We start from the raw sequence: 22,509 nt of genomic DNA, 5'->3' as shown, positions 1-22,509 counted from the left end.
CTAAAAGCCTAGACCAGAAAGAGCTCCCATCATCGGCTGCATTTTTTCGGCGGCCAACTTTTGGCTTTGATTGATAGCTTCTTTTACGGCTTCTTCGACCCACATTTCTAGCTGGCCGATGTCATCCAGGTCGATATATTCAGGGTCGATATGGATCTTTTTGATCTTCTGCTCACCGGTGATTTCTACCCTAACGGCACCTTCGCCGGCTTCAACTGTAATAATTTCTTTTTGCAGCTCTTTTTGCAGCTTGCGTGCTCGCATAATTAGCTTAGCTTGGTCTACTTTACTCACTTTTAAAAACTCCTTTTCGTTACCTATATTCTAGCAAAACACTTATCTAACCGGTAGGCTGTGCGGCCAGGCTGTCAGGCTATAATGCGCGCCCCAGGCTATATGCACCACTATTACGGTTACTAAAATTATCAGGGCTAAGCCGCGCGGCAAAGGATTGCGCGGGAACACTCTGGTCCACTCTAGATACAGGTAACGAAGACCCGTAGCGGCGACCACTAGAATTGGTATGATGCAAACAAGCAGTAGGTCATAGTTTTGGTTTATGGCGCTCGCTAAAACACCGCAGGCAGCAATAAAAATTAAAGGATAAAGTTTCTTTGGAGCCTTGCTCCACAGGGCATAAAAGCCAAACAGGGCTAGTACTATTTCGGTTGCGTCAAGAATGGCCAACTGTCCAACCTGCAAAACGTGGTGCGTGCTACTGTGCCAGAACAACGCCAGAACCGACCAACCAATGCTTTTTACTATAACTGTCGCGCCAAGCCAAGTCGCCGGAACTAAGAAAAATTGTTCTAGGGTGGCCGCATGGCGGGCAGAAGCCCAGCCGATTGGAGTTAGCAAGGCCAAAAGAACCACGATATTTACCGCCAAACTAAATGTTGATGCTGCCTTAAATAGCTTGGCCAAGTTGTGACGTTCATAAATAGCGCCCACAATCAGTACTATCAGACCACCTGGCGAATATGCGCTTAATACGGCTGCTAAAGTCAGGGCCAGCAGTCTCCACAAACTAACCTTGCCGCCTCTGAGCATCCACATATAGGCAACTATGCTCACAATGGGTAATAGAACCATTAAACTATTGCCTGCATTTCGACCAGCAAGCATAAATAGCGGTGTAAAGCTCAGCATTAAAGCTCCTAGCCAGCCACCAAATCGTCCAAGCCAAAACTTAACCATCAGGTAAAAGCAAACAATTATGATCAAGGCAAAAATAACAGATATTAGCCTAGCGCCTGTTGGGCCGGCGTGATGCCAATGTTTTAAAGCTAACAGCAGCAAATTATGAGGTGCGTTTAAGGGGTTGTCTTTAATATTTTGTAGACTTAAGCTGTTTACTAAATTAGTCTCGCTAGCTCCAAACGGCTTAGCGCCCAAGCGCCAAAGGTAGGCAATAACAATCAACAGGCCGCTGCCAAAGCCGAGCAAAGTTGATAATTCCCAGCGGTCGCTAACCCACTCCCGCCATCTTGTATACATAAGCACAATTATAGCAAAACCTCTTTCTGTACCTTAATAACAGTTCCCTAGCTTTACATTTGGGCGTAGTGCAAAGACTGATAAATAATCATGAGCAATCATTTTTGCGTCTGAAACATAGCGATAATCCTAGCGCTGCGCTTGGATGAATCGCAAGGCAGCAGTGAGGAGCGAGTGAAGTGTAGAATTGCTACTCTGAACGAGCGACAGAGCGTAGCTAACGCAGCGATTCGCCGAGAGCGCGGGCGGAATTTCCGGCTATGCCGGAAAACAGGCCCTGCGCGACGCAGTTGCTAGGACTCGAACGGTTGGTCGTGCGCGACGTCTAAGTCGCGGAACCGCTGCTTGACTCTGTCGAAGTAGAGGTCAATGTTTTTAGTCGGGCCGTTACGATGTTTTTTAACCAGTATTTCGGTGATGTTTTGCTTGTCGCTATCGGGGTTATAGTAATCTTCGCGGTAAAGAAAAGCCACGATATCGGCATCTTGCTCGATTGATCCTGATTCGCGCAGGTCGGCCAATTGCGGAATTTGCGGCGTGCGGTTTTCTACGGAGCGGCTCAACTGGCTTAGGGCTACGACCGGCACATTTAATTCGCGGGCCAAAATCTTTAAACTACGGCTAATTTCAGATATTTCCTGCACACGATTAGCGGTGGCCGCAAAGCGTGAACCGCCGCTCATCAGCTGCAAATAGTCAACCACGATTAATGCCAGTGGATGCTGGTGGTGCAAGCGGCGAGCTTTGGTGCGCATATCGCTGACCGTAATACCAGAAGTGTCGTCAATAAAAATCGGCGCTTCGGCCAGCTCGCCCATGCCGGCGCTAAGCCGTTCAAAATCCTTGGTGTCTAAGCCTTCGCCAGTCCGGAGCTTCCAGGCGTCAACGCCGGCTTCAGCGGCCAATAAGCGGTCTACAAGCTGCTCTTTACCCATTTCTAGGCTGAATATTAACACCGAGCCTTGCTTGGCCTTGGTGGCCACGTTAAGGGCGATATTTAGCATCAGCGCCGTCTTGCCCATGCTCGGGCGGGCGGCAATAACTATAAGATCCGAGCGCTGCAAACCGGCAAGTAGTTTATCTAAATCGCGCAGGCCGGTTGGAATACCGCGGATGGCGCCCTTGTTATTGTGCAAATCGTCAATTCTATCAAAACTAGCCTCTAGGATTGATTCCAGGCTGGTAATGTCTTGGCGCACGTGCCGCTGGCTGACTTCAAACAGCCTGGTCTCGGCCTCTTCGATCAGCTCCTGCAAGGTTTTGCTTTCGTCTGAGCCAATGTTGGCAATATCTCGCGAAGCGCTAATCAAGCGGCGGCGAATAGCCTTATCGGCTACGATTTCAGCATACTGCTCAAGGTGTGTGGCCGTGGGCACGGTGTTAGTTAGCTCGGTTAAATAGCTGGCGCCGCCCACGCCGTCCAGCTGGCCAAGTGATTTGAGTTGTTCGCTCAAAGTTAAGATATCTATCGGGCTGCGGCGATCGTGCAGCGTGCGCATGGCGGCAAATATCGCCTTGTGCCGCTCATCATAAAAATCGTCGGCTTGAACCATATCGGCGATCTTAATAAAGCTCTCGCTGTCAATTAAAATGCTGCCCAGTAAACTGGCCTCAATATCGAGGCTTTGCGGAGCGGTTTCGACGGGAGGCTTTGGCATCTAACTAACCCTGTTCTTCTTTAGGATTCTATCACCTCGGCTTCGCCGAAGATATTGCTTATGCTTTCTAAAGAGCCGTTATCCGGCTTGGTTTTTACTGGTTTTGGTTCTGGCTTCTTTTCTTGTTTGGGCTGTGGCTTCTTAGATTTATCCACGACTGACTCTATGATTAGATCTTGGCCCGTCACCTGAGCGACAATTTGACCAATTAGTTCGCGGTGCTGGGCTTGGCTAACTTTTTTCTGATGCAGCGGAAACTGAAAAGCCAAGGTTAACTTGCCATCGGCTACTTCTGGGGTAGCTAGCCTAAGTGCCGTATAAAGCGATGCAGCCTGCTCTTTAACCTTAGCGACAATTTCTTCCCAGGCTTGATCGTTTAACTCACTGACTATACGCGGTTTTTTGGGTTTAGCCACTTCGGTCATTAACTCTTTTTTAACTTCTTCGATTTTGGCTGGTGATTCAATTTCGATTTTTGGAGCAGCTACCTTAACTTGGATTTCTGGTGATTTAACACTGGCGGCAGACGAGCGTGGCACGGCCAGTTCCAGGTTAGCGGCACAAGCTTCTAAAACAACTATTTCCAGATTCTCTAAGGGGCGCGTACTGGCCGGAACTTCAATCAGGTCTTTCAGCGCTCTGCCCATCCAGCTTTGCGGCGAGGCAATATAGGCTTGTCTAAGATTTTTAGCCAGCAGCTTGGCCGTAGCGGCGGCACTTATGCCCTGATCTCTTAATTCATCCAGGCAAGCTAGCGCGGCCTTGCTATCGCCGCTTTCTATAGCGGCCGACAGGGCTTGAACTAGCTTAGCCGGCGGCAAGCCTAGGAATTCTCGTACGGTTTGCTCGGTGATTTTCTGGCCGCTGGCCGATAGTTGATCCAGCAAGCCAATGCTGTCGCGGAAACTGCCGGCGCCGTGCTCGGCTAGCAGCTCCAGGGCGCCTTTATCTATATCTATCTTTTCTTTCTTGGCAAGGTAAGCCAAATGCCCAACTGCCGAAGCATTGGCAATAGATTTAAACTCAAAACGCTGAGTGCGGCTAATGATCGTTTCTGGCAGTTTGTGGGCCTCTGTGGTAGCCAAGATAAATATGCAGTGTTCTGGCGGCTCTTCCAGGGTTTTTAATAAAGCGTTAAACGCCTCGCGGGTTAGCATATGGACTTCGTCGATAATATAAACCTTATATTTGGCGCTGGTTGGCGCAATATGGACCTTATCGCGCAAATCCCTTATTTCTTCAATCCGGCGGTTGCTGGCCGCGTCGATTTCGATAATATCTAGGTGAATCGATTCGTCTTCGTAAGGCAAGCCATTGACCTCATGGGCCAAAATACGGGCGACGGATGTCTTGCCTACGCCTCTTGGGCCAGTAAATAAATAGGCGTGGCTAATGCGGCCGCTTTTAATGGCTTTTTGCAGGGTGTCGGTAATATGCTCCTGCCCAACTACGTCGGCAAAACTTTTAGAGCGATATTTTCTATATAAAACCTGCGCCATACAATCCTTTAGACAAGCACCAAATTGCCCGCATTCATGAGCGCCGTCCGCCCAGCTTCTGATTTCGAGGCTTCCCTACGGAAACAATCTCTGCAAAGCGACACGTAGCTCACGCCTTCGCCGTCAATTGCCACTTGATCTCCTTCAAAAGTATACTCCCCATCGACCATCCTAGCGTTGAATCTAGCTTTATGGTCGCCGCATGGACATATGGCGGGCATTTCCTCGACCTTGTCAGCCTCGAGCATTAATTTTTCGCTAGCCGGAAAACCATTAGCCTGAAAATCCAATCTTAACCCATAAGCTATAACTGCTATATTGAGTCCGTCTTGCGGCACCACGCCCCAAGCCAGCTCTTCCACTTGTGGCACTGTTAAGAATTGAGCTTCGTCAATAAAAACACACTTAATCTCATGTCTAGCCACAACTGGCGCGAGCTTTTCCAATACTCTGTCTTCGGGAGTAATTACAAAATCAGCTTCTCGTTGAACGCCCAAGCGAGAAACGATGTGGTCCTTGCCTTTGGTGTCAATTCCTGGTTTGGTAACTACCACCTTGTGATCGTATTGTTCGTAGTTGTGCGCTTCTTGCAATACGCGAGTAGACTTTCCGCAGTTCATCGCACCGTAGCGAAAATATAGGTTTTTAGCCATTTTTATTAGCCCTCTCTTCTTCTAAAAGAATAACAAAAAGCACGCCATCTGTACGGCGTGCTTTTTACAATAGAAACTCTTCTTACAGGGCGGCTTCTAGGGCGGCCCACTCGGCGTCGACGGTAGAATCTTCTGGAACATTCACGCTGACTTGGTCGCCAGGCTTAGCCTTAAAGTAGGTTACGCTGGCCAACAGTACGCGGTATTGTTTGCCATCAACTTCTACAAAGTAGTGGCCGTCTTTTTGCTGCAATACGCCAACTACCTGCTTGCGTGGAATTGGCCCGATTTGCTTATAAAGGAATGAGCCGTCATCGGCGATTGTCAGCTTAAGAATATCGCCCTGCACCAACTTAGATTTAGAGGCGTAGTTAGCCGGTACTGGGTAAGTTTTGCCGTCGCTGCCGACCATGTTCTGGCCGTCGAAGACGCCTTCTATAACTTTGCCCAGCTGCTTATCTACAAGTTTCTCGGTTAAAACTGGGTCGTCGCCAACCAAGCTCACTAACAATTCTTTAGTGGCGGCCAAAGCCGTCTCAGCCTCTGCAATTAAGCTGCGAAGCCGTTTTATCTGCTTTTCAGGTATGTCTGTCATTTGTTTTCCAAATCTCCCTATAGGTTTTTTATTTAATCCCCTATATTCACCCCAAACCTAACACACTATTATATATGGTGTCAAAAATATAGCGTTTTTCTGTGGATAAACCAATTTGAAGGACAACCTGCGGTTTTCCTTCAACGCTCCTTCCGGAGTAAATCCGGATTCGGCCAAAGCCGAACCGGAGCTACTACCTTTCCCTTTACTATTAACTTAACCCAACAAAAAACTGCCCTTTTTCGGGGCAGTTCTTTGCAAAAGTCTCTCTAAAACTTTTCCTTTTCTCTTTGAATCAAACAATTCACGCATCTGAGCGTAGTACAAGAAAGAAGCTGAGGAACGGACTCTAGCTGTATCGAAATACTGCTAAGGAGTACCGTAAGCTTCTGACGCCGTAATACGCCAGAAGCCTAGCCGGTGCGGCTGGCTAAAGCCAGTTGGCAGGGCTAGGCGTTGCGTTATTGTTAGGCGAGTTCGACTGTAGCGCCAGCTTCTTCTAAAGCCTTCTTGGCGTTTTCAGCGTCTTCTTTGCTAACTTTCTCGACAACAGCCTTAGGAGCGCCGTCTACGATAGCCTTAGCCTCGCCCAGGCCTAGGCCGGTGATATCTTTAACAGCCTTGATGACTGCAACCTTCTGAGCACCGGCGTCTTTTAGCATGACGTCGTATTCGCTCTTCTCTTCCGTGGCGGCTCCGCCTTCAGCGCCACCAGCGGCTGGGCCGGCAACAGCTACAGCTGCGGCGGCCGGCTCGATGCCGTATTCATCCTTAAGGATGGTCTTAAGTTCGTTGACTTCCAGGACAGTTAAGCCTGTGAGTTCTTTAGCTAAATTCTTTAAATCTGCCATGATTTCAATTCCTTCCTAATTAATATTTACGCTGTAGCCTTTGCTTCCACGCCGTCTAATAGAGCGTACAGGTTGCCGGAAAGCGCGTTTGTAACGTCGTTAACGGGCGATAGAAGCATTGCGACAGTCTGAGCGATAAGCTCGTTCTTGCTTGGCAAGCTGGCCAAGACTTTGACCTCCTCGGCAGGTAGAAGTTTACCTTCTGGGGTCAAGGCGGCGACAAATTCGATCTGCGGCTCATTTTTGGCAAAATTGGCCAGGCTCTGGGCGGGTGCGACTTCGTCTTCATTGTTGAAGGCGTACATCAGCTGTCCGTTCAGTTCGCTTAGATCAGTGTCTTTAAATCGTTCGTCACCAGCGGCCGCTTTTTTGAATAAGCGGTTCTTGACGACGAGGACTCGGGTGCCGTTATCGCGCGAAGCGCGGCGAAGCTCCTGCATAGACTTAACGCTCGTGCCCTGGTATTTGGCTACGACCGTCAATTTGGAATCTTTCAGGAGTTGCGTAACTTCACTAACGGCTTCTTCTTTTTTCTCTCTGGATAAAGCCATGAGTTTTCTCCTTGTTTAACAATATCGACCAATTTGTTAAGGTGTCTTGAGCTATAAAAAATGGCCTATTATGGCCAAAAGACTAACGTAAAAATCTATAAGACTTTCTTGTTCCTAGGCGACTTTATTAAGGTTTCCCCGTCGCTGTCTTTGGCTCAAGTTCCTGGATATATTAGCAAAATTAACTCTGTTAGGCAACAGTCTAAGCGGGCATATCTCCCATTAAGACACGGTAACAGATTAACAGCCCAAACCCGAAAAGTTAGCTTGATTACAATTTCCGTCAGTAGTAGGGTCGTTACCGCCCAGAGCAAAAGCTATCAAAATAATGATTATCATAATAGCTAAACCTATAAAGAAGTCTCGCCAGCCATGGCTCTCAATTTCTTTAGCGGGGTGGGTTTTGGCGTATTCTTCACGCCATTTAGCGCGCTCTGCGTACGTATGCCCGCTTTTGCGAGTTTTCATCCATTTAAGGTCTTCCTCGTCCGGTTCGTAGGCCATAACTTTATTGTACGCTTAACTATTTTTTGTTCCATTTTGTTCTGGCAAGAATGTACTTTTGAAAAGTACCAAATGTTTTCTTCCATTCTTTGGCCGCGAAAGAACGGAAGCCAAGAAACGGCAGGCATTCGAAAACTAGATGGTCGCTCGCACAATCGCCAAAAGTGAACCTGCGGAACTCGCCGTTTGGCGCTCAAACAGTCCTCGGTTCAGACTTTTGAACTCGCTCCTCACTCTCTCTGTTTTCTCGAGCCTGGAATATCAGGAACAAGTCGACGTTCGACTTACCCGACCCAATTCTTTAGTGAGTTTATGTCTATCTTCAGACCTAGATGACGGAGAATTACATATATTACTAGGATGATTATTACTGAAGCTAAAGTTGGGCCAAAATGTTCTACAAGCCACTTAACAAATTTTTCAGAAGAGGGCGCATTCTCAAGTCCATCGATTAGGTAGTTATGCACGCGTTGTAGGTGGCTCATATATTTTGATACAAATTCATTTGCATCATTTTGTTGACCGGGAGAAAAAGTTCGGTTTTTTTCAAACAAATCTCCGTACATAAAGTGAAATATAAATTGCTCATCATGATCGCTCTCTTGATAAACCTCTCGCCAAACAACCTCTAGGGCTTGATAATCTTCAATCCGTAGATAATTTAAATACACGCCCTGCATCTTTAGCTTCTTTGCAAACTCGTTAGATATATCGCTATAGTCAGACTTTAACTTTGTGAGTGCTCTTGTCTCGCCCGCTAATTGCGTGGTGGCAAAAATAATTGAGCGGAAATGACCTATTTGATTTGGTAAATCACTGACTCTTTGATGGTCGCTGGGAAGTTTGAGGAAATTGTCCAAGAAGCTAAGGTTAAAAGAGACCTCCTTGTCTAGCGTAATCTGTTGAGCCGTGCTGGAAGTATTAAATTGATACGGTCCAGTATCAATACCTTGTTTGGCTGCAAATTTAACAACCTTATTACGATCTTTTCTTAACTGAACTATGATTTTATCTGCCTCATCAATAAGAACTTGATCACTCGCGAGTGCCTCTTTATTTTTAAATAATTTTGTTATGGCTTCCTCTGTGAGTTCGTCTTGCTTAATGTAGTTAATATAGTGGGCGATCAGCGATATAAATTGACGTGCGTCCTCGTCATTCTTCAATCTGCTCTCAGATCTCCTAAGCACTTCTTCATAGCGGCGAGTAAGCTCGTTGATGATTTTGTCGCGGTTTGGCAGTTTCATTATGTCTTTATTTTTTCTTAACAGGCGCCATAGAAGTGCTATCTTCATCTTCGCTGTCACCCTGGTCGCTATCGTATTCACTGCCCAAGAATTTCCCGATATCAGGACTAGCCTTATGCAAACCCGCTCCTGGATTTATCGACGAAATATCAGGAAACGCCATACTTCGCAATAAAGAATCTGGATATATCGAACCTGAAACTGTATTAAAGTTTGATATCGAAGAATTTATGTCTGGGATTGCAGATCTGAAAGAGTTTGAAATGTCTTTAGTGGCCTGCGTAAGAAAACTATTATTAACCTTTATAGCATCAAGTGCGGCTTTATTTACTTCCTTGAACAACTCGTATTCTTTAGCCCACACAGAAAAAGTTTGAGCCATCTCCTCAATTGCTTTTCGGTCCGGGTCCGGCTTTCTCGATAGCTGGGGTAGTAAACTTCCTGACAATTCGGTCGCTCTCTTAAGATTATCCGGCGTTGCGATTCTAAAATGAGCGGCTACATTACGGATGTTTTTTAGCTCGTTTAAGTCATCTTTGATACTTAACCAAGAAATCGGTTGTTGCAAAACCGTCTTCGCAATAACATCCCAGACCGTTAGGCGCTTAAACTTCTTAATCAATTTTTCCTTAAATTGTTCAAAGTTCGAAGTTGCCTCTAGCAGTTTAACTATGTCGTCTGTGGGTCTGGTTGTGTCGACCTCATTCCCATCACTTCCCAGAACTTTTATAATTTCCCCTAGGTCGAGAAATGAAACGGCCGAATCTAAAACTTCCTTGCCCACTAATTGCTTAGAGCCCATAAACCTCTTCGCCACAGGACTTTTAGGTTGAATAATGTCGAAGTACGCGTCAACTAGCTCGTGAGCATAGATAATTAACTCTCTAAGCTTTAGCTCAATTGGTCTTGCGAGGTCCAGGATCTTTTGTGCTCGCTCATCAGATGCCTTGTCGCTTAACAGAGTTATTGTTGAACTTGCATGAATCTTTCCATAGAAACCGTCGCTTAGGTCTCTATCAGATAAATCTAATCCAACAATATAGTGACCCGCCATCTTGTAGTCACCAATGTCCTCTTTAACTTTTGTGATTCCTAATTCTTTTTTGAAGACAGTAATTACTTCGTCCCAGTCCTTGGCGACGACAAGAAAGGTTAATTTAAAAACTCTATTTTCTCGGCTCATACTCTTAGACCATCCTTACCGCAATTATATCTTCGTTTTAGCGAAGAATACAGACCAGGATTTTTTGGGTCCGCCCCGATGATTTTAGAATCGAAAAAAGCGCCAAGGCGCTTGACTGCAAATGCAGAAGCGTTCATGGCGCTGGGGCGGGAGCTCTACGGCTCCCGCCCGTGGAAACGGCAATGAGGGCTGTTTCTCCTATGACGCGGTGGCGATCGACAGGTCCTCGGTCGGGCCGCGGTAGCCGCAGCTCACCCTGACGCTTCCGGTCTCGATCCACATGGTCGTCTTCCAGGGGAAGAGCGTCATGCCGACACGAATGCCGGCCTCGTCCGCGCTGTCGACGAGCAGGTAGTCCGGGTGGTAGTCGACGTCGATCGTGACGCCGAACTCACCGGACTGCTGCAGCCGCTCCTGGACGCGCCTTGCGAGCGCTTCTTCGAACACGGAGATCTGCTCGTCGCTGAGGCCGGAGCGTTCGCGCTCGTTGAGTATCCCTGCGAGACCCATCGTCGTGATGGCCTGGTCGAAGTGGTTCGGGTCGCCGGTCTCCATGGAGTACTCAAGCGATCCGTTGTCCATCCTCGCCGGCCCACGCAGCTGGTCTGCCCACCACTTGGCAGCGGTGCGAGCCTCGGGGCTCACCGTCTGATCGTCCATGATGCCTCCTAGAATAGGATGACATTACAATCTGAGGAATTGCTTCCAAAGATAAGTAAATTATAACATAATATGACTATATTAACAATAAGAGGATTTTTTGGGTTTGCCCCGCCCGGTTTTAGGTAAAGAGTAGGCCGGCCACAAAGGCGGCGTTAATATCGAGCAGTTTGAAGCTGTCGAAGTGTCGGCTGAAGCTTTCTGAAAGCGATTTTATAGTCGGCCTAAAGAAATAATAGGCTAAGAACTCATCACCAGCTCTGACGCCGAGCTTGCTGAGATCTTGGCTGACATTCTTTATCTTAAACCAGGCTCTGATGCCGTCGTCGCACCATTGCTTTTCAAGATCTGAGGGACGAAGTCCTAGCAACCTTATCTTTGTCTCCAGTAACGCATAAACCTCATCCTGATAAACATCCGTGACCGCGGCCATATCTAGCCGTTCCCTGATCTGTGAATTAGTCAAGACGTATCCGGATTGACCGGCAATCTTCTTCAACAGCGGCAAGATCGTGTCAGGCGCATAGTTCGTAAACGTCATTCCGATGGAAACAAAGCGCGGGGTATGACTTGCTGGCAATCTGTACGGTAATTCTTCGAAGAGTAGCTGAGCATCTGAAACCTCGATACCTTGTCGCTCTGCATGCCGAGCAGCAAGATCAAGATATTTTTTATCTATGTCTACAGGGATGTACTTAAATTTTTTTCCCAGGGCTTTGAGCGCGTCAAAAATATATTGTTCTTTATGTGCATTGCCAGGACCGAGATCGATATATTCAAAATCATTTGGCAGCGCATTTGCTACTATTGGTGCAATTTGTTCCAGATACTTCTTTTCTGGTTCCGTGATAAGTTCGTGGTATCGACTTCCGCTCTGCTGAACTGTTTCGTATTTTTCTTCCTCGTCAGGCACGTAGATCAATGATGGATCTGAATAGTCCCACTGGCCTTCTTTGATTTTCTTAAGTGATTTAAATGCTCTCTCCTGAAACCATTCAAGAGAATAGTCCGTTTTCATGAGATTCATCATAGCAAATATAGGGACTTTAATTTTACGTTAATCAAATCCAGGCTCGAGCGAACCAGAGATTGGTGAGAAGTTTATGAAAAGCCTGAAGCGAGGACTGTTTGAAGCGCCAATCCGCGAGTTTCGCAGTCTTCCCTTTTTAAAAACGTACGAACCAGCCCTGCCGGAGCGAATGCCTGTCGGCTTTGGTCAACCGTTTGCCGAATCAAATGGTTGAAAACATTTGGTTCTTTGCTAAAGAACATGGATTTTTGAGTTTGCGTCTAAAAGCTATTTAAGTAATTCTTCAACGGCTGCATCGAAGATGTCTTGAGAAACTTGCCTGTGTAAATCGCGGTTGGTTTCGTAATTTATGTCCATAACCGTTTCTTCTTCTATAAGGTTATCGCCAATGTGAAGAATGGCAGCCGAGGGTACTTTAAAATGATTCGATACCGCAAAAACAGTAGATGCTTCCATCTCTACGCCAATATAGCCCTGTTGTGCCCAGCGCTCAATGTCTTCCCAGGTTTCACCAAGCATTGCTTGATGAGTGACGGTTGGACCACGGTGCACCTTGTATTTATCGGCTAGTTTATCTGCCAACCTATCAGAAATCGAAGTGTCCGAATACTGCTTACCATCTTTTTCGTTCTGATAGGACCTCGCGGAACTTTCGTCGCCATAGCTCCAGTCCGGAACTATGATGTCCAAACTCGACGCGCCTTTTTTGAGCCCGCCGCAACTACCTATCAAAAGGTTCTTCTTGCTGCCAAACGTGCAGGCTAAATGTAGATATTCGCTTAGCATTGTTCCGCCGTAAGCAATAGTGAACCAATAATTATTATTGCCTACCCTAAACGTAAGCACTGGGTCAAAATATTCGTCGCCAATTTTTGCGGTTTGATATTCTATCCTTTGTTTTTTGAGTGAATCCTCCAACTGTTCGTATGGGAACTTTCTAAACGTGCCGTAAATTAAAAAACCATCAACAACATAATCGGCCGGCAGCTTTAAGTGTTTGCGATAATCATCTGCTGTAAATGACTTGTACATATAAAAACTATATCAAACTGGGATTTTTTGGGTCCGCCCCGCCTGTGTTTTAAATAATTATGTCGCCGTGTTGGCGAAGCCAGTTGGCAATCTCTTGGATGCTCGGCTTATCATTAACGACGTGGAGCATGAAATCTTCGTATTCTTGGTTCGTGAAGTCGGTAGATATACCGTACGACACCAGAAAGATAACTGCCGACGCCATGGCTGTTCGTTTATTGCCATCTGCAAACGGATGATCATTGGCAATGCAGTCCAGTAAGGCGGCTGCTTTCTCGAACAGATCGGGATATGTTTCTTCACCAAAAGCGCTTTGAAAAGGCCTGGCTAGGCAAGCTTTGAGCTGTCCTTTATCCCTTAGTCCCGTAAGACCGCCAGAAGCGGCAATAATATGGTCGTGGATGTAAACAACATCGTCGACCGATATTTGGTTCATAGATTTTTATTTTTTGGACAGCTCTTTTAAAGCCGGAGAGTACTTCTTGATGAAGTTCTTTGTCCAGACCTGAACGTTCGGCTTTGTTGCTACTTTATTCATAAGAATATTATATCAAAACTTGGGATTTTTTGGGTTTGCCTCAGCGGCTGAGGGTTTACACTTCCAGCGGGATGTGAACAATACGTTCTGGCGAAGAATATGCGTTCATCGTCCTGGCTAGCACATACATTTGATTGGTCCTAATAACTCTGTCCAAGTCCCCATAGAGGTCATCAGATTCGGCAACTACTGTCTGTGCTTGTCGTTCTAAGGTAGATAGTAGCATGGCTATATCTATTGAACTTTCGGCGATTTGGCTAGCTAAGAAGTTTAGGGCCTTATCTACCGACCGGTTGTAGGGATTATCTTCCTTTGGAATATTATGGTCATATTCTCCAACTACACCTAGCCAATTAATAGCGTCGTTAAATAGATTTTCTACGTACTTTTCATTTGGATGTGTTCTCTCTGCCATGCTTCCTCCGATTAACAGAAATATATTCTTAACGATTCAACATTGCAAGCATAAGCAATCTTGGGATTTTTTGGGTCCGCCCCGCCCGGCTCAAAAACCCCAGGCTCGAGCGAACCAGAGCTGCTAAAGAAGTTTATGAAAAGTCTGAAGCGAGGACTGTTTGAGTGCCCAAAGCACGAGTTCCGCAGTCTTCCCTTTTCATGAACGTACGAAACAGTCCTGCGGGAGTGAGTTGCCTGTCGTTCTTTGGCTTCCGTTTCTTCGCGACCAAGAAATGGATGAAAAACATTTGGTTCTTTGGTAAAGAACGTAGCTTTGGTTCGAGATTTTTAGATTCCGTTTTGCCAGAACAAATGGAGCAGTTAGCCGTTAAAGCTTTTTGATACCAGCTAGGCTTACCAAATCACCAACCTTCAAACCTGACTTTTCGAACATGGCTTTATCGAATACAACAACCGTCGCTTTGCCAATTTTTGCTACTTTTCCTTTGAGCTTCATAATCACTACAGTCTTAAACTGAAAGTTTATAACCAATCTTGTCGGCCAGCTCATGGACCCAGCGGTCCATTCTGTCCAACTGGTGGCCCATGACCAGGCGTTCTTCGTCGTTGATTTCCTGTTGTTTGGCAATCTTATCAATCAAAGCCAGAACTTTTTCTACCAGAGCTGCATCGGCTTTTTTCTCAAGCTCTGCATCTACCTTGTCGAAACGTTCGGTGATGTATTTGAAAAGTTTAGTAAATTCATCCTCTGCCATGAATGAATTATAACAAACTGGGGATTTTTTGGGTCCGCTCCGCCTGATTTTCTGCGGGTGCCTACTCGATAACTAAATACTCTTCTTCGGGAATCGTGACTACAGGCAGATCTTCGGCATACGACTTTAAATCATTGAGCTGTTCAGGTTCATCTTCTGAGAAGTGAGTAAACAGCTTTATGTTCAAGAAGTTAGTTCCCTCTCGGATGTCTTGAGCTACCGACGAATAATAATATTTTGAAAGAATGTTCGCTCCGGCGCTTATGCCCACTAGAGTTTTGCCTTCAACCATCTGTCTAAAGCGCTCCACACCGATCGAAAGCAGAGTTTCTTTTAAGTGCCCTCTATGGCCGCCATTTATAAACACAATATCCGCAGCGGCTATTTGGTCTACGAATGAATCATAAGTAGCTAATTCGGTTTCTACATCTTTGTCGGTATCTATTCTTTGGAAAATATATTTATCTTCTTCGTACGAATCATCCCAGCGGTGTTCCGGACGGGCAAAATAGACACATAAGACTTTTACCGTATTAGTTCCCACGCCATCGACAATTTCTTTAAAGAACTTGGCGTTCTTTTCGGTGCTTCTATCGGAGTTGCCGCCATGAAGAATTATTCGAGTTCGCATAGGCTCACTATATCAAACTGGGTTTTTGGGTCTCCCGCTAACTTGAGCTTGGAGCGTATGTAAGGATGATGGCGCCGGATTGTAGGGGTTGAGATTTTAGTAGTTTTAATTTTTGATACGGCAGGCCGTCGTTGAACAGCCGCCTGCCCTTGCCCAAGAACACCGGCACTACGCACAAGCGGTATTCATCGAACAGGTTCGCGCGCGTAAGCGATTCGCTCAAGATGGCGCTGCCAAAAACGAACAGATTGCCGTCGCCTTCCTGCTTCAATTTGGGTATCTCGCTCACGGCGTCTTTAATAACCGTGGTATTTTGCCAATCGGCAGTCTTAAGTGTAGGCGAACAAACATATTTTTTAATTTTATTTATAGGTTCGGTCTTAATATCGTCTACTTGGTCGGGGTCGGTCCAGTATTCGGCCATGCCTTTGTATGTATTCTCGCCATAAATAACTGCGTCGGCTGAATCTAGCTGCTTGATCGTAAAATCCTCTAGCTCTTTATCGAAAACCAGGCCGTGGAAAGATAAATCCCACGGCTTCTCGCCCTCAAAAAACCCATCGAGCGTGACCAAATTCCACATGATTAATTTCTTCATTCTTCAGCCTTTCTATAATGCAGGTGCACGAAGCCGTTTTCAAACTTGCGCATATCTACCAGCTCCAGCTTGTTGCGGTTCCCGCCGGGCAGCCAGAAATTACCTTCGCCAAGGATTAGCGGAGCGATAATTTGGTGGTATTCGTCGATAATATCAGCCTTGATGGCCTGGGCGGCCAGATGCGGACCGCCGATATCAAAATCATGAGCCGATTCGGCCACTTGCTTTTTGACTGCTTCAGGATCAAATGACCGCTCAATCTTCGCGTTGTCTATCGCGAGCTCAGAAAGCGAAGAAGAATAAACTACCTTATTAGCGGCGTGCCATATCTTAGAATAATCATTCATGGCTGGACTTGGGCCGTCCATGATGCCGCCTACCCCTTTAGTAGGAATGTCGTCCCAAGCTTTTAAGGTCTCGTACAAATTGCGACCCATTAGAATCGTGCCGACGTTACGCAATTGGTCGTTGACAAAAAAGTGGACCTCCTCGGTTGGTTTCGACCAACTAAAATCGCCATTTTTATCGGCGACGTAGCCGTCCAGCGATGTGGTGAATAAATATATTAGCTTTCCCATATTCTTGCCTATCGACCTCTGGAACTATCGTTTAAATACTTGCCGGCAATGCTTAATGCGAATGAAGGCAAGACGATAAAGACGGTTGCCATTAGAAGCCGCACGATTATCTTGTTAAAATCTGACGCATCGTTGTCATTGTCTGGCATTGTTATAACCTGGATGACGCCCAGAATACCAAAAACGATCGACGCGCCAATAAATACTCGAGTAGCTACTTTTTGCATAGCTCTATCGTAACACTAAGGGCCACTTTAGGACTTCTTGGATTTGCCGCCCCGGCGGCGAGGGCGTTTTTTGCGTGCTGACTTTGGCGCTTCCTCCGACAATTGTTCACCCAGGCTGGCGGCAGCTATTGGGTGGTGTTCGCTTATCTTTTCTAGCAATTGATCAATCAGTTGGTTAAGTTCGCTAGACAGACTTTTATCTTTAATGGTCTTTAGGTCCGCCAAGCTGCAAGTAACGTGGCAGCGGTTCTCGTGCCCGGTTAAGGTGGCATAAACAGCCAAGTCGTCACGGCTAGCGGCTTGCAAGGTGCTAAATAGCTCCAGGCTTTTGTCAAAACACTCTAAATACTCTTCTGTTATGCCGGCTTCGTCAACCGCGTGAGGAACGTCGTAGCCATAGCGTGGCGTGGCCGGCTGTAGCTTAATATCTTTAACCAGGCCAACCACGTGACTTAAGAGCCGGTAGTCAAGCGTTAGGTCAAACCGATACTGAAGTTTGGGCATTACCTCTGACGGCGAGTTTTTTAGCGCGGTTTCTAAGGCCTTTGTTTTTTGCTGGTAGCCCCACTGGTCTATCTCGGCCTCTAGGTCTAGTTTGGGCAAGTTACTATACGGGTATAAAACATCGGCCAAAACCTTAAATTCATTGCGTGGCTGGGCTTCTACCAGCTCTACTGTCTCAGGTTGTTGTGCCAAAGCTTGCGGCAAATGTTCACCGGCGATTCGGGCAAGGATTTTATCGATAGATTCTGGCGGATTAGAGTCGCGGACGCTGGCTTTACTCTTAGAATTGCCGTTTAGCTGGCCTGCAAGTTGGCGCAGCTCCACATTTTGACTACCAGAAAACTGTTCTAACAGGCCTTGTTCATTCTCTGGCAAAGGGACCTTAACTTCGAATTGCGCCGCTAGCGGCAAGGCGTCATAGAGCAAAGCCTCGCTAGCACCGGTTTTTTTGAGTTTGCCTTTCATGGCCCGGTGAAACACCACAAAACCTTCCATAAACTGCTCGTACTTAGCTGCTGTTTTCTTAGGCAAATCCTGTGGTTTAAAGTACTCGTAGCCGGCTTTTGACCAATCTAGCTCAGGCTGAATGTCTAATCCGGCCAGGCGAGCCTCTAATATGGCCGCCAGGCTTAATTTTGTGCTTACCGCTTCTTTGACCGCCTTCTTTGGAACCTCAGACGTATCGGTCTTGGGCGCTGATTTAGACTGAGCAGTCTCGTTGAGTTTTACCGTTACGCTGTGAGCTGGTTTGCTTGGCTTATCGGGCAGAATAGGCTTAACAACATCCCAAATCTTATTGTTGATTTGCGGTACGCTCAGCAGCTTGCCATTTTCGGTGCAATCTACCAACTTAAAATCGTTCGGAAACAACTGGCAAAGTTTTTCATATGTTGAGACGGTTGTTCTAAGGTGCTCGACATTTTTTTCGTGCTCGTCTAAGGCTACGCCAGTTTTTTTGGCGCGTTCAGCCAACAGTCTTTGAGATATTTCGGCTGGAACGTGCAAAAAAATAGTCAGAGTTGGTCGAGGTATGTTTAAGAGTTCGAACTCCAAGCCGTCTTCCCACACAAAGAAACCTCTTTGTTCTGCCGGATTTGTAAATTTGGACCCCTGGTGAGCCATGTTGGCGCCCACATAGCGGTCGCTTAACGCTATATGTCCGCTTTGCATTGATTGACGTATGGCCGGCGCTCCTTCGAATCTGTCTAGCGCATAAAACAAAGAGGCTGTGTAGGGGCTTATTTTATCAATCGGGCCGTATCCGCCGTTCAGGTACTTATGCACGAAATAGCCCGATGGTTCGTGGTGCTGCGGGAATTTAAAAACATCTACCTCGTGCCCTATCGCCTCTAGACGGGCTTTTAGGATATTGAACTGAGTGGATTTGCCGGAGCCGTCGGCACCCTCGATGACTATAAATGTGCCAGATGGGTTCTGCATTTTGATCCTTTCCGCATGCCCACCTCTAAACCTCTAACCCTTTAACATTTTTTGGCTTGCGCCGCTCGTCTTTATAAGCCCTAGGCAGCATTTGTTCGGGTCGCCAGTTCTTAACTATAGTGGCTAGATCCGAGCTCTTATCCGATTGGTATTTGCCGCTAAGTTTCTTATATTCGCCGTCTACGGGTCCGGTTTCGTAAAAAACAAGTTGGGCGACACGCTCGCCTACGGGCAAAACAACACTCTCGTGCTGGTTCATATTATATATCTCCATGGTCCAGCGGTTAATGTAACCGGGGTCGCCCCAGCCGGCGTCTAGGCAAACAGCCACGCCGTTTCGGCCCCAGGTGCTGCGGGCCTGCATGGTGCTGGTGCCAGGGGCCTTAATGCCTACAAACTCGTGCGTGTGGCCCAAAATGCGCTCGCCAGGTCGCAAGACAATAATTGGGTGATTGGCCGGAATGCCCTCGAACAGTTGGCGCCCGTTAGCTTTAGCCCATTTGCTATGAATCTCGGCTTTATAGGGTCCGGCAAAGTAGCGATCCACGTCTTTGATGTCAAAGGGGTTATAAAAACCGCTGCTGCCGGTGCGTTCGGTGCGGTAAAACCACTCGCCAAGCGTAACATCTACGCTGCTACCGGCCACGTTGTCTTTCACCAATGGGTAGCAAACAATATGCCCGGTTTTGATGGCTTCAAAGATCTGCTTGTTGCTATATACGCTCACTGGTTCTTCTCCATCTCGGCCTCGGCCTGTTTTTCTAGGTTGTCGAGCTTTTCTAGCTTATATTGAGTGGCCAGTTCGGCCGCCATTCTAGTTAGTTTGGGGTCTTCGTCTTGATTTACAAAACGCATGGCGCTAGCTAGCATGGGGTGGACTTTTTTGAGTTGCTCATGCATCTGCATGCAAATGCGGCGATAGCCTGGATGACCTTGCGGACTCGATCTTAGTTCTAAGAAATGAAAAGTTGCTCGGGCGTTTAGCATAAATCGGTAGCGCATCCTGTGCCCGAACAAAGTTGCATACTGGGCTTCTTCTACGTATTTTTTTTGAAGCATCAGTTGATGGAGTTCTTCTGATAATTCAAAACACTTATGAAAATCTTGCTCCAAGCCTGCTTCTCGAACAAGCTCCGGCACCTCGTAACCGTAAGCGGTGCTCAAATCTTGCCACTCAAAACCGTCGATAACCCTATGGCGCTGCAGATCACGAAAAGTGCCGTAATCGGCCGTGACTTCCCATAAGTAGTGCGGAAACTCCAGGGCCCTGCCAGGACGATGGCGGCGATTAAGTCTTTTGCCCATATAAGTATCAAAGATCCTTCGCTTATCGGCTTTCTTGAGTTTTCTAACCGCCTTTTCTAGCTCTGCGGTTGATAGATTGCTTTCGGCGAACAGCAGGTGATTGATAATTTCTGACTCATTTTTTGGCCAGTAATCTATAAGCTTTACTTCGCTATCAAAATCTTTAGATTCTTTTGGCAGATATTTTTTAGCGAGTTTAGACATGGCCGCGCGGGTATTGGCTCGGTAAGCCGTGGTAGCGCCGCCACGATCTGGCTTGTCGGCTCGCTCTAAAAAGGCCGGAATAACTTTGCGAGCTTCTTCTAAGATCTTTTGACCGGCTAAGCGGGCTTCTAGCAAATCTTCGCTGAGAAGGTGCAAAATAAGACTTTCAACGGCCTGAGCCGAAGCATAAATGCCCACAGTCGATCTTGTAGACACGGGCAAGACTGGTCTGATGGTGTCGCAGGCTTGGGCTTTGGTGGCGCCTCTCCAGGCAATTTTTTCGCGGACGTCTTCAGGTGCGGGATTAGCTTTGCGCACATGGCGAGTCAACTTGTGGACCATGCCAGAATAAAGATCAAAAATCTGGTCGTGAATTCGGCAATATTGAGCTTCTGTCTCTGGGTCTAAATCGGCTGGAACGTAATATTTGTACTGTCCATTTTTATCTTTTTCGTCATAGTAAATGTAGCGGGTAGATTGTTCTAGGTAGGCAGCAAACCGTCCCCATTCCAGCATTTTGGTTAATAGATTAGAGGCGTCCTCTACCACAAAATGCAAACCGGTGAGCTGCTGCACGCTGTCGTCGCCATATGCGGTAACCACGCGGTGAATTAGGCCCGAAGCATCTTTTTCACCGGCCATGCCGAATTCATCAACAAAAATTTCTCGTAAATCGCTGCCTCGACGGCTAAGACGGGCCATAGCGGCGGCAATCAGTAGCGGAGAAGTCTTACCGTTAAAAGCGTAAATATTGCCCTCGACGTCAGTAACGCGATCGCCCAAGAAGACATATCCGGCAGGTGAAATCTGCATCTTGTATTCCACAAGAGGATTTTTATCTTTTTGCACGAATGCCTCCTTTGCCTCCATAATACCAGTTAACATATGCAGGATAATATTTTTTAAGGTTGTAAAATGAACATCTCGATAATAGTTACACGAGCGCAAAATAATGTCATTGGAAGCTCCAAAGGCACGCCTTGGTATTTGCCGGCTGACCTGGTCTACTTTAAGAGAATTACCACTGGCCACCCCATAATAATGGGCCGCAAAACACACCAGAATATCGGCCGGGCACTCAAAGAACGTCGCAATATTGTTATTACGCGCAACCAAAGCTACACGCCCAGCCCGGGTGCTGAAGTGGCCCATTCGCTAGAAGAAGCACTTAGCCTGGTCGACGACGAAGACCAGGTGTTTATAATCGGTGGCGAGTCGATATTTAAGCAAGCCCTGCCGCAAGCGACAAGGCTTTACTTAAACACTGTCAAATTTTTGCCCAAAGGCGACCGGTTTTTTGAGTTTGATCCCCGAGATTGGAGGCTAATTTCGAGCGAAACACGGGCTAAAGATCAAAAAAATCCTTACGATTTTAAGATGGAAGTTTACGAGCGAGCTTAGCGGCCGCTAACCTCTACTTTTATGCCAGGGCCCATGGTGGTGCTGACAGTAATGGCCTTGATGTAGTTACCTTTAAGGCTGGCAGGACGGGCGGCGCGGATAGATGACATTACAGCCTCGGCATTTTGATTCAACTTGTCTTTGCCAAAGCTTACCTTGCCGATGCCAATGTGGATGATGCCGCTTTGATCTACGCGATATTCAACACGGCCGGCTTTGGCTTCGCTTACAGCCGCCTCTACGTCGTTAGTAATGGTGCCGCTCTTGGGGTTAGGCATTAAGCCGCGCGGGCCGAGCAAGCGGGCATATTTACCCAAACGAGGCATCATGCCAGGTGTAGCGACCAGGATATCAAAGTCGATTTCTTCTTTGTCTAACTTAGCAAACAGCTTTTCGGCGTCGTCGTCACTGGCTAGAGTGGCAACGCGGACGTCCTTACCGGTACCGGCTGGCAAACTAACAGTATCGCGGACGTTCTGATCAGCCTGGCGCGGATCAACACCTAGGTTAATATGAAGTTCGACAGTGGCGTCGAACTTGGACGGGCTGGTCTTGGTAGCAAGCTCTAGGGCGTCCTCTTGAGTATAAAACTTTTCTCTGTCTACGAGCTTGGCGGCTTCGCGGTATTTTTTACCGGCACGCTCAGCTTTGGTGCGAGATTGCTGCGGTTTGGCCGCTGGCTTAGTGGCTTCTGCCGGTGTTTCTGCCTTGCGGGCTTCTTTGGCTTCCTTCTCTTCGGTTTCGCGAGCAGCTTTGGCGCTGCGCTTGCCGGCTTTAGCAGTAGTTTTTGGCTCGGCTGGGGTCTGAACGACTTCTTTTTCTACCTTGACTTCGGGCACATTGCCCTCAACTACGGTCTCGGCAACTACGTCTGCCTTTTTGACTTGCTTTTTCTTGGCTTCTGCCATGGTTACTCTCCTTTCGTGGTGCATGCGGCGTTTCTTAGCGCCT

27 protein-coding genes, 1 pseudogene and 1 other annotated feature are annotated in these 22,509 nt (G+C 47.1%); of the genes and pseudogenes, 2 read left to right on the top strand and 26 right to left on the bottom strand.

What is annotated here, in order from left to right:
* The 16 genes from VFT49_01525 to VFT49_01450 form a co-directional block, all read right to left on the bottom strand.
* The gene (locus tag VFT49_01525; GenBank protein ID HEU5004746.1) at positions 1-294 is read right to left on the bottom strand and encodes a YbaB/EbfC family nucleoid-associated protein; all 294 of its coding nucleotides are present in this window, start codon (positions 292-294) and stop codon (positions 1-3) included.
* Positions 295-336: 42 nt separating this feature from the next.
* Positions 337-1,497, bottom strand: coding sequence for a hypothetical protein (locus tag VFT49_01520; protein HEU5004745.1), 1,161 nt, complete (start codon positions 1,495-1,497; stop codon positions 337-339).
* 293 nt (positions 1,498-1,790) lie between these two features.
* A complete protein-coding gene (gene dnaB / locus VFT49_01515) occupies positions 1,791-3,155 on the bottom strand; it encodes a replicative DNA helicase (protein ID HEU5004744.1) in 1,365 nt (454 codons plus the stop codon).
* A gap of 20 nt (positions 3,156-3,175) precedes the next feature.
* Positions 3,176-4,654, bottom strand: a complete 1,479-nt coding sequence (gene dnaX / locus VFT49_01510; GenBank protein HEU5004743.1) for a DNA polymerase III subunit gamma/tau — start codon at positions 4,652-4,654, stop codon at positions 3,176-3,178.
* 8 nt (positions 4,655-4,662) lie between these two features.
* A complete protein-coding gene (locus VFT49_01505; GenBank protein ID HEU5004742.1) occupies positions 4,663-5,307 on the bottom strand; it encodes a thymidine kinase in 645 nt (214 codons plus the stop codon).
* 82 nt (positions 5,308-5,389) lie between these two features.
* On the bottom strand, positions 5,390-5,902 hold the full coding sequence (locus VFT49_01500) for a hypothetical protein (GenBank protein HEU5004741.1): 513 nt from the start codon (positions 5,900-5,902) through the stop codon (positions 5,390-5,392).
* 467 nt (positions 5,903-6,369) lie between these two features.
* Positions 6,370-6,753 (bottom strand): 50S ribosomal protein L7/L12, encoded by a 384-nt coding sequence (gene rplL / locus VFT49_01495; protein ID HEU5004740.1) that lies wholly within the window; start codon positions 6,751-6,753, stop codon positions 6,370-6,372.
* Between the two features lie 26 nt (positions 6,754-6,779).
* Positions 6,780-7,304 carry a 50S ribosomal protein L10 gene (rplJ, locus tag VFT49_01490; protein HEU5004739.1) on the bottom strand — a complete coding sequence of 175 codons (525 nt, stop codon included), beginning with the start codon at positions 7,302-7,304 and terminating at the stop codon, positions 6,780-6,782.
* A gap of 47 nt (positions 7,305-7,351) precedes the next feature.
* Positions 7,352-7,476, bottom strand: a sequence feature (ribosomal protein L10 leader region).
* 68 nt (positions 7,477-7,544) lie between these two features.
* Entirely contained in the window at positions 7,545-7,808 is a 264-nt protein-coding gene (locus tag VFT49_01485; GenBank protein ID HEU5004738.1) for a hypothetical protein, read from the bottom strand.
* A gap of 284 nt (positions 7,809-8,092) precedes the next feature.
* A complete protein-coding gene (locus tag VFT49_01480; protein HEU5004737.1) occupies positions 8,093-9,055 on the bottom strand; it encodes a hypothetical protein in 963 nt (320 codons plus the stop codon).
* A gap of 7 nt (positions 9,056-9,062) precedes the next feature.
* Entirely contained in the window at positions 9,063-10,238 is a 1,176-nt protein-coding gene (locus tag VFT49_01475) for a hypothetical protein (GenBank protein HEU5004736.1), read from the bottom strand.
* Between the two features lie 198 nt (positions 10,239-10,436).
* Positions 10,437-10,898 carry a hypothetical protein gene (locus VFT49_01470; protein HEU5004735.1) on the bottom strand — a complete coding sequence of 154 codons (462 nt, stop codon included), beginning with the start codon at positions 10,896-10,898 and terminating at the stop codon, positions 10,437-10,439.
* A 121-nt stretch (positions 10,899-11,019) separates the two neighbouring features.
* Positions 11,020-11,916: an L-histidine N(alpha)-methyltransferase gene (locus tag VFT49_01465; GenBank protein HEU5004734.1), complete on the bottom strand. Its 897-nt coding sequence runs from the start codon at positions 11,914-11,916 to the stop codon at positions 11,020-11,022.
* 279 nt (positions 11,917-12,195) lie between these two features.
* Positions 12,196-12,960, bottom strand: a complete 765-nt coding sequence (locus tag VFT49_01460; GenBank protein ID HEU5004733.1) for a hypothetical protein — start codon at positions 12,958-12,960, stop codon at positions 12,196-12,198.
* 49 nt (positions 12,961-13,009) lie between these two features.
* Positions 13,010-13,396, bottom strand: a complete 387-nt coding sequence (locus VFT49_01455) for a type II toxin-antitoxin system death-on-curing family toxin (protein ID HEU5004732.1) — start codon at positions 13,394-13,396, stop codon at positions 13,010-13,012.
* Between the two features lie 157 nt (positions 13,397-13,553).
* The gene (locus VFT49_01450) at positions 13,554-13,913 is read right to left on the bottom strand and encodes a hypothetical protein (GenBank protein ID HEU5004731.1); all 360 of its coding nucleotides are present in this window, start codon (positions 13,911-13,913) and stop codon (positions 13,554-13,556) included.
* Between the two features lie 200 nt (positions 13,914-14,113).
* Between VFT49_01450 and VFT49_01445 the strand changes: the two genes are divergently transcribed.
* On the top strand, positions 14,114-14,296 hold the full coding sequence (locus tag VFT49_01445; GenBank protein HEU5004730.1) for a hypothetical protein: 183 nt from the start codon (positions 14,114-14,116) through the stop codon (positions 14,294-14,296).
* Here the strand turns inward: VFT49_01445 and VFT49_01440 are convergent.
* From VFT49_01440 to VFT49_01400, 9 genes are all read right to left on the bottom strand, one after another.
* Positions 14,283-14,411, bottom strand: a complete 129-nt coding sequence (locus VFT49_01440; protein ID HEU5004729.1) for a hypothetical protein — start codon at positions 14,409-14,411, stop codon at positions 14,283-14,285. The genes VFT49_01445 and VFT49_01440 overlap by 14 nt on opposite strands.
* A gap of 13 nt (positions 14,412-14,424) precedes the next feature.
* Positions 14,425-14,670: a hypothetical protein gene (locus tag VFT49_01435; GenBank protein ID HEU5004728.1), complete on the bottom strand. Its 246-nt coding sequence runs from the start codon at positions 14,668-14,670 to the stop codon at positions 14,425-14,427.
* A gap of 61 nt (positions 14,671-14,731) precedes the next feature.
* Entirely contained in the window at positions 14,732-15,301 is a 570-nt protein-coding gene (locus tag VFT49_01430; protein HEU5004727.1) for a Type 1 glutamine amidotransferase-like domain-containing protein, read from the bottom strand.
* A 37-nt stretch (positions 15,302-15,338) separates the two neighbouring features.
* Positions 15,339-15,899: a dihydrofolate reductase family protein gene (locus VFT49_01425; protein HEU5004726.1), complete on the bottom strand. Its 561-nt coding sequence runs from the start codon at positions 15,897-15,899 to the stop codon at positions 15,339-15,341.
* A complete protein-coding gene (locus VFT49_01420; protein HEU5004725.1) occupies positions 15,896-16,477 on the bottom strand; it encodes a dihydrofolate reductase family protein in 582 nt (193 codons plus the stop codon). The genes VFT49_01425 and VFT49_01420 overlap by 4 nt, the downstream gene beginning before the upstream one ends.
* A gap of 8 nt (positions 16,478-16,485) precedes the next feature.
* Complete coding sequence (locus VFT49_01415; GenBank protein HEU5004724.1) at positions 16,486-16,704, bottom strand: hypothetical protein; 219 nt, start codon at positions 16,702-16,704, stop codon at positions 16,486-16,488.
* Between the two features lie 27 nt (positions 16,705-16,731).
* On the bottom strand, positions 16,732-18,648 hold the full coding sequence (locus VFT49_01410; protein ID HEU5004723.1) for a hypothetical protein: 1,917 nt from the start codon (positions 18,646-18,648) through the stop codon (positions 16,732-16,734).
* Positions 18,649-18,673: 25 nt separating this feature from the next.
* Complete coding sequence (locus VFT49_01405) at positions 18,674-19,375, bottom strand: deoxycytidine triphosphate deaminase (GenBank protein ID HEU5004722.1); 702 nt, start codon at positions 19,373-19,375, stop codon at positions 18,674-18,676.
* Positions 19,372-21,042: an FAD-dependent thymidylate synthase gene (locus tag VFT49_01400; GenBank protein HEU5004721.1), complete on the bottom strand. Its 1,671-nt coding sequence runs from the start codon at positions 21,040-21,042 to the stop codon at positions 19,372-19,374. Before VFT49_01400 ends, VFT49_01405 begins: the two co-directional genes overlap by 4 nt.
* 30 nt (positions 21,043-21,072) lie before the next feature.
* Here VFT49_01400 and VFT49_01395 point away from each other — a divergent pair, with 30 nt between their 5' ends.
* Positions 21,073-21,558: a dihydrofolate reductase gene (locus VFT49_01395; protein ID HEU5004720.1), complete on the top strand. Its 486-nt coding sequence runs from the start codon at positions 21,073-21,075 to the stop codon at positions 21,556-21,558.
* Here VFT49_01395 and rplA read toward each other — a convergent pair.
* A pseudogene (rplA, locus tag VFT49_01390) lies at positions 21,555-22,199 on the bottom strand (50S ribosomal protein L1). The gene VFT49_01395 and the pseudogene rplA sit on opposite strands and share 4 nt — an antisense overlap.
* Positions 22,200-22,509 lie beyond the last annotated feature (310 nt).

The organism is Candidatus Saccharimonadales bacterium, from assembly GCA_035758565.1.
Classification (GTDB): Bacteria; Patescibacteriota; Saccharimonadia; order Saccharimonadales; family UBA10212; genus DASTXL01.
Note: the sequence above shows the minus strand (reverse complement) of the source record. Positions and strands in the feature narration are given on the sequence as shown.

Bases quoted from the DNA above. Each gene is read 5' to 3' on its own strand.
- dnaX (HEU5004743.1), bottom strand. From the start codon at position 4,654: ATGGCGCAGGTTTTATATAGAAAATATCGCTCTAAAAGTTTTGCCGAC.
- VFT49_01450 (HEU5004731.1), bottom strand. From the start codon at position 13,913: ATGGCAGAGAGAACACATCCAAATGAAAAGTACGTAGAAAATCTATTT.
- VFT49_01470 (HEU5004735.1), bottom strand. From the start codon at position 10,898: ATGGACGATCAGACGGTGAGCCCCGAGGCTCGCACCGCTGCCAAGTGG.
- VFT49_01415 (HEU5004724.1), bottom strand. From the start codon at position 16,704: ATGCAAAAAGTAGCTACTCGAGTATTTATTGGCGCGTCGATCGTTTTT.
- dnaB (HEU5004744.1), bottom strand. From the start codon at position 3,155: ATGCCAAAGCCTCCCGTCGAAACCGCTCCGCAAAGCCTCGATATTGAG.
- VFT49_01520 (HEU5004745.1), bottom strand. From the start codon at position 1,497: ATGTATACAAGATGGCGGGAGTGGGTTAGCGACCGCTGGGAATTATCA.
- VFT49_01480 (HEU5004737.1), bottom strand. From the start codon at position 9,055: ATGAAACTGCCAAACCGCGACAAAATCATCAACGAGCTTACTCGCCGC.
- VFT49_01465 (HEU5004734.1), bottom strand. From the start codon at position 11,916: ATGAAAACGGACTATTCTCTTGAATGGTTTCAGGAGAGAGCATTTAAA.
- VFT49_01435 (HEU5004728.1), bottom strand. From the start codon at position 14,670: ATGGCAGAGGATGAATTTACTAAACTTTTCAAATACATCACCGAACGT.
- VFT49_01485 (HEU5004738.1), bottom strand. From the start codon at position 7,808: ATGGCCTACGAACCGGACGAGGAAGACCTTAAATGGATGAAAACTCGC.
- VFT49_01505 (HEU5004742.1), bottom strand. From the start codon at position 5,307: ATGGCTAAAAACCTATATTTTCGCTACGGTGCGATGAACTGCGGAAAG.
- rplL (HEU5004740.1), bottom strand. From the start codon at position 6,753: ATGGCAGATTTAAAGAATTTAGCTAAAGAACTCACAGGCTTAACTGTC.
- VFT49_01420 (HEU5004725.1), bottom strand. From the start codon at position 16,477: ATGGGAAAGCTAATATATTTATTCACCACATCGCTGGACGGCTACGTC.
- VFT49_01430 (HEU5004727.1), bottom strand. From the start codon at position 15,301: ATGCGAACTCGAATAATTCTTCATGGCGGCAACTCCGATAGAAGCACC.
- VFT49_01455 (HEU5004732.1), bottom strand. From the start codon at position 13,396: ATGAACCAAATATCGGTCGACGATGTTGTTTACATCCACGACCATATT.
- VFT49_01460 (HEU5004733.1), bottom strand. From the start codon at position 12,960: ATGTACAAGTCATTTACAGCAGATGATTATCGCAAACACTTAAAGCTG.
- VFT49_01440 (HEU5004729.1), bottom strand. From the start codon at position 14,411: ATGAAGCTCAAAGGAAAAGTAGCAAAAATTGGCAAAGCGACGGTTGTT.
- VFT49_01445 (HEU5004730.1), top strand. From the start codon at position 14,114: ATGAACGTACGAAACAGTCCTGCGGGAGTGAGTTGCCTGTCGTTCTTT.
- VFT49_01500 (HEU5004741.1), bottom strand. From the start codon at position 5,902: ATGACAGACATACCTGAAAAGCAGATAAAACGGCTTCGCAGCTTAATT.
- VFT49_01400 (HEU5004721.1), bottom strand. From the start codon at position 21,042: ATGTTAACTGGTATTATGGAGGCAAAGGAGGCATTCGTGCAAAAAGAT.
- VFT49_01410 (HEU5004723.1), bottom strand. From the start codon at position 18,648: ATGCAGAACCCATCTGGCACATTTATAGTCATCGAGGGTGCCGACGGC.
- VFT49_01425 (HEU5004726.1), bottom strand. From the start codon at position 15,899: ATGAAGAAATTAATCATGTGGAATTTGGTCACGCTCGATGGGTTTTTT.
- VFT49_01395 (HEU5004720.1), top strand. From the start codon at position 21,073: ATGAACATCTCGATAATAGTTACACGAGCGCAAAATAATGTCATTGGA.
- rplJ (HEU5004739.1), bottom strand. From the start codon at position 7,304: ATGGCTTTATCCAGAGAGAAAAAAGAAGAAGCCGTTAGTGAAGTTACG.
- VFT49_01475 (HEU5004736.1), bottom strand. From the start codon at position 10,238: ATGAGCCGAGAAAATAGAGTTTTTAAATTAACCTTTCTTGTCGTCGCC.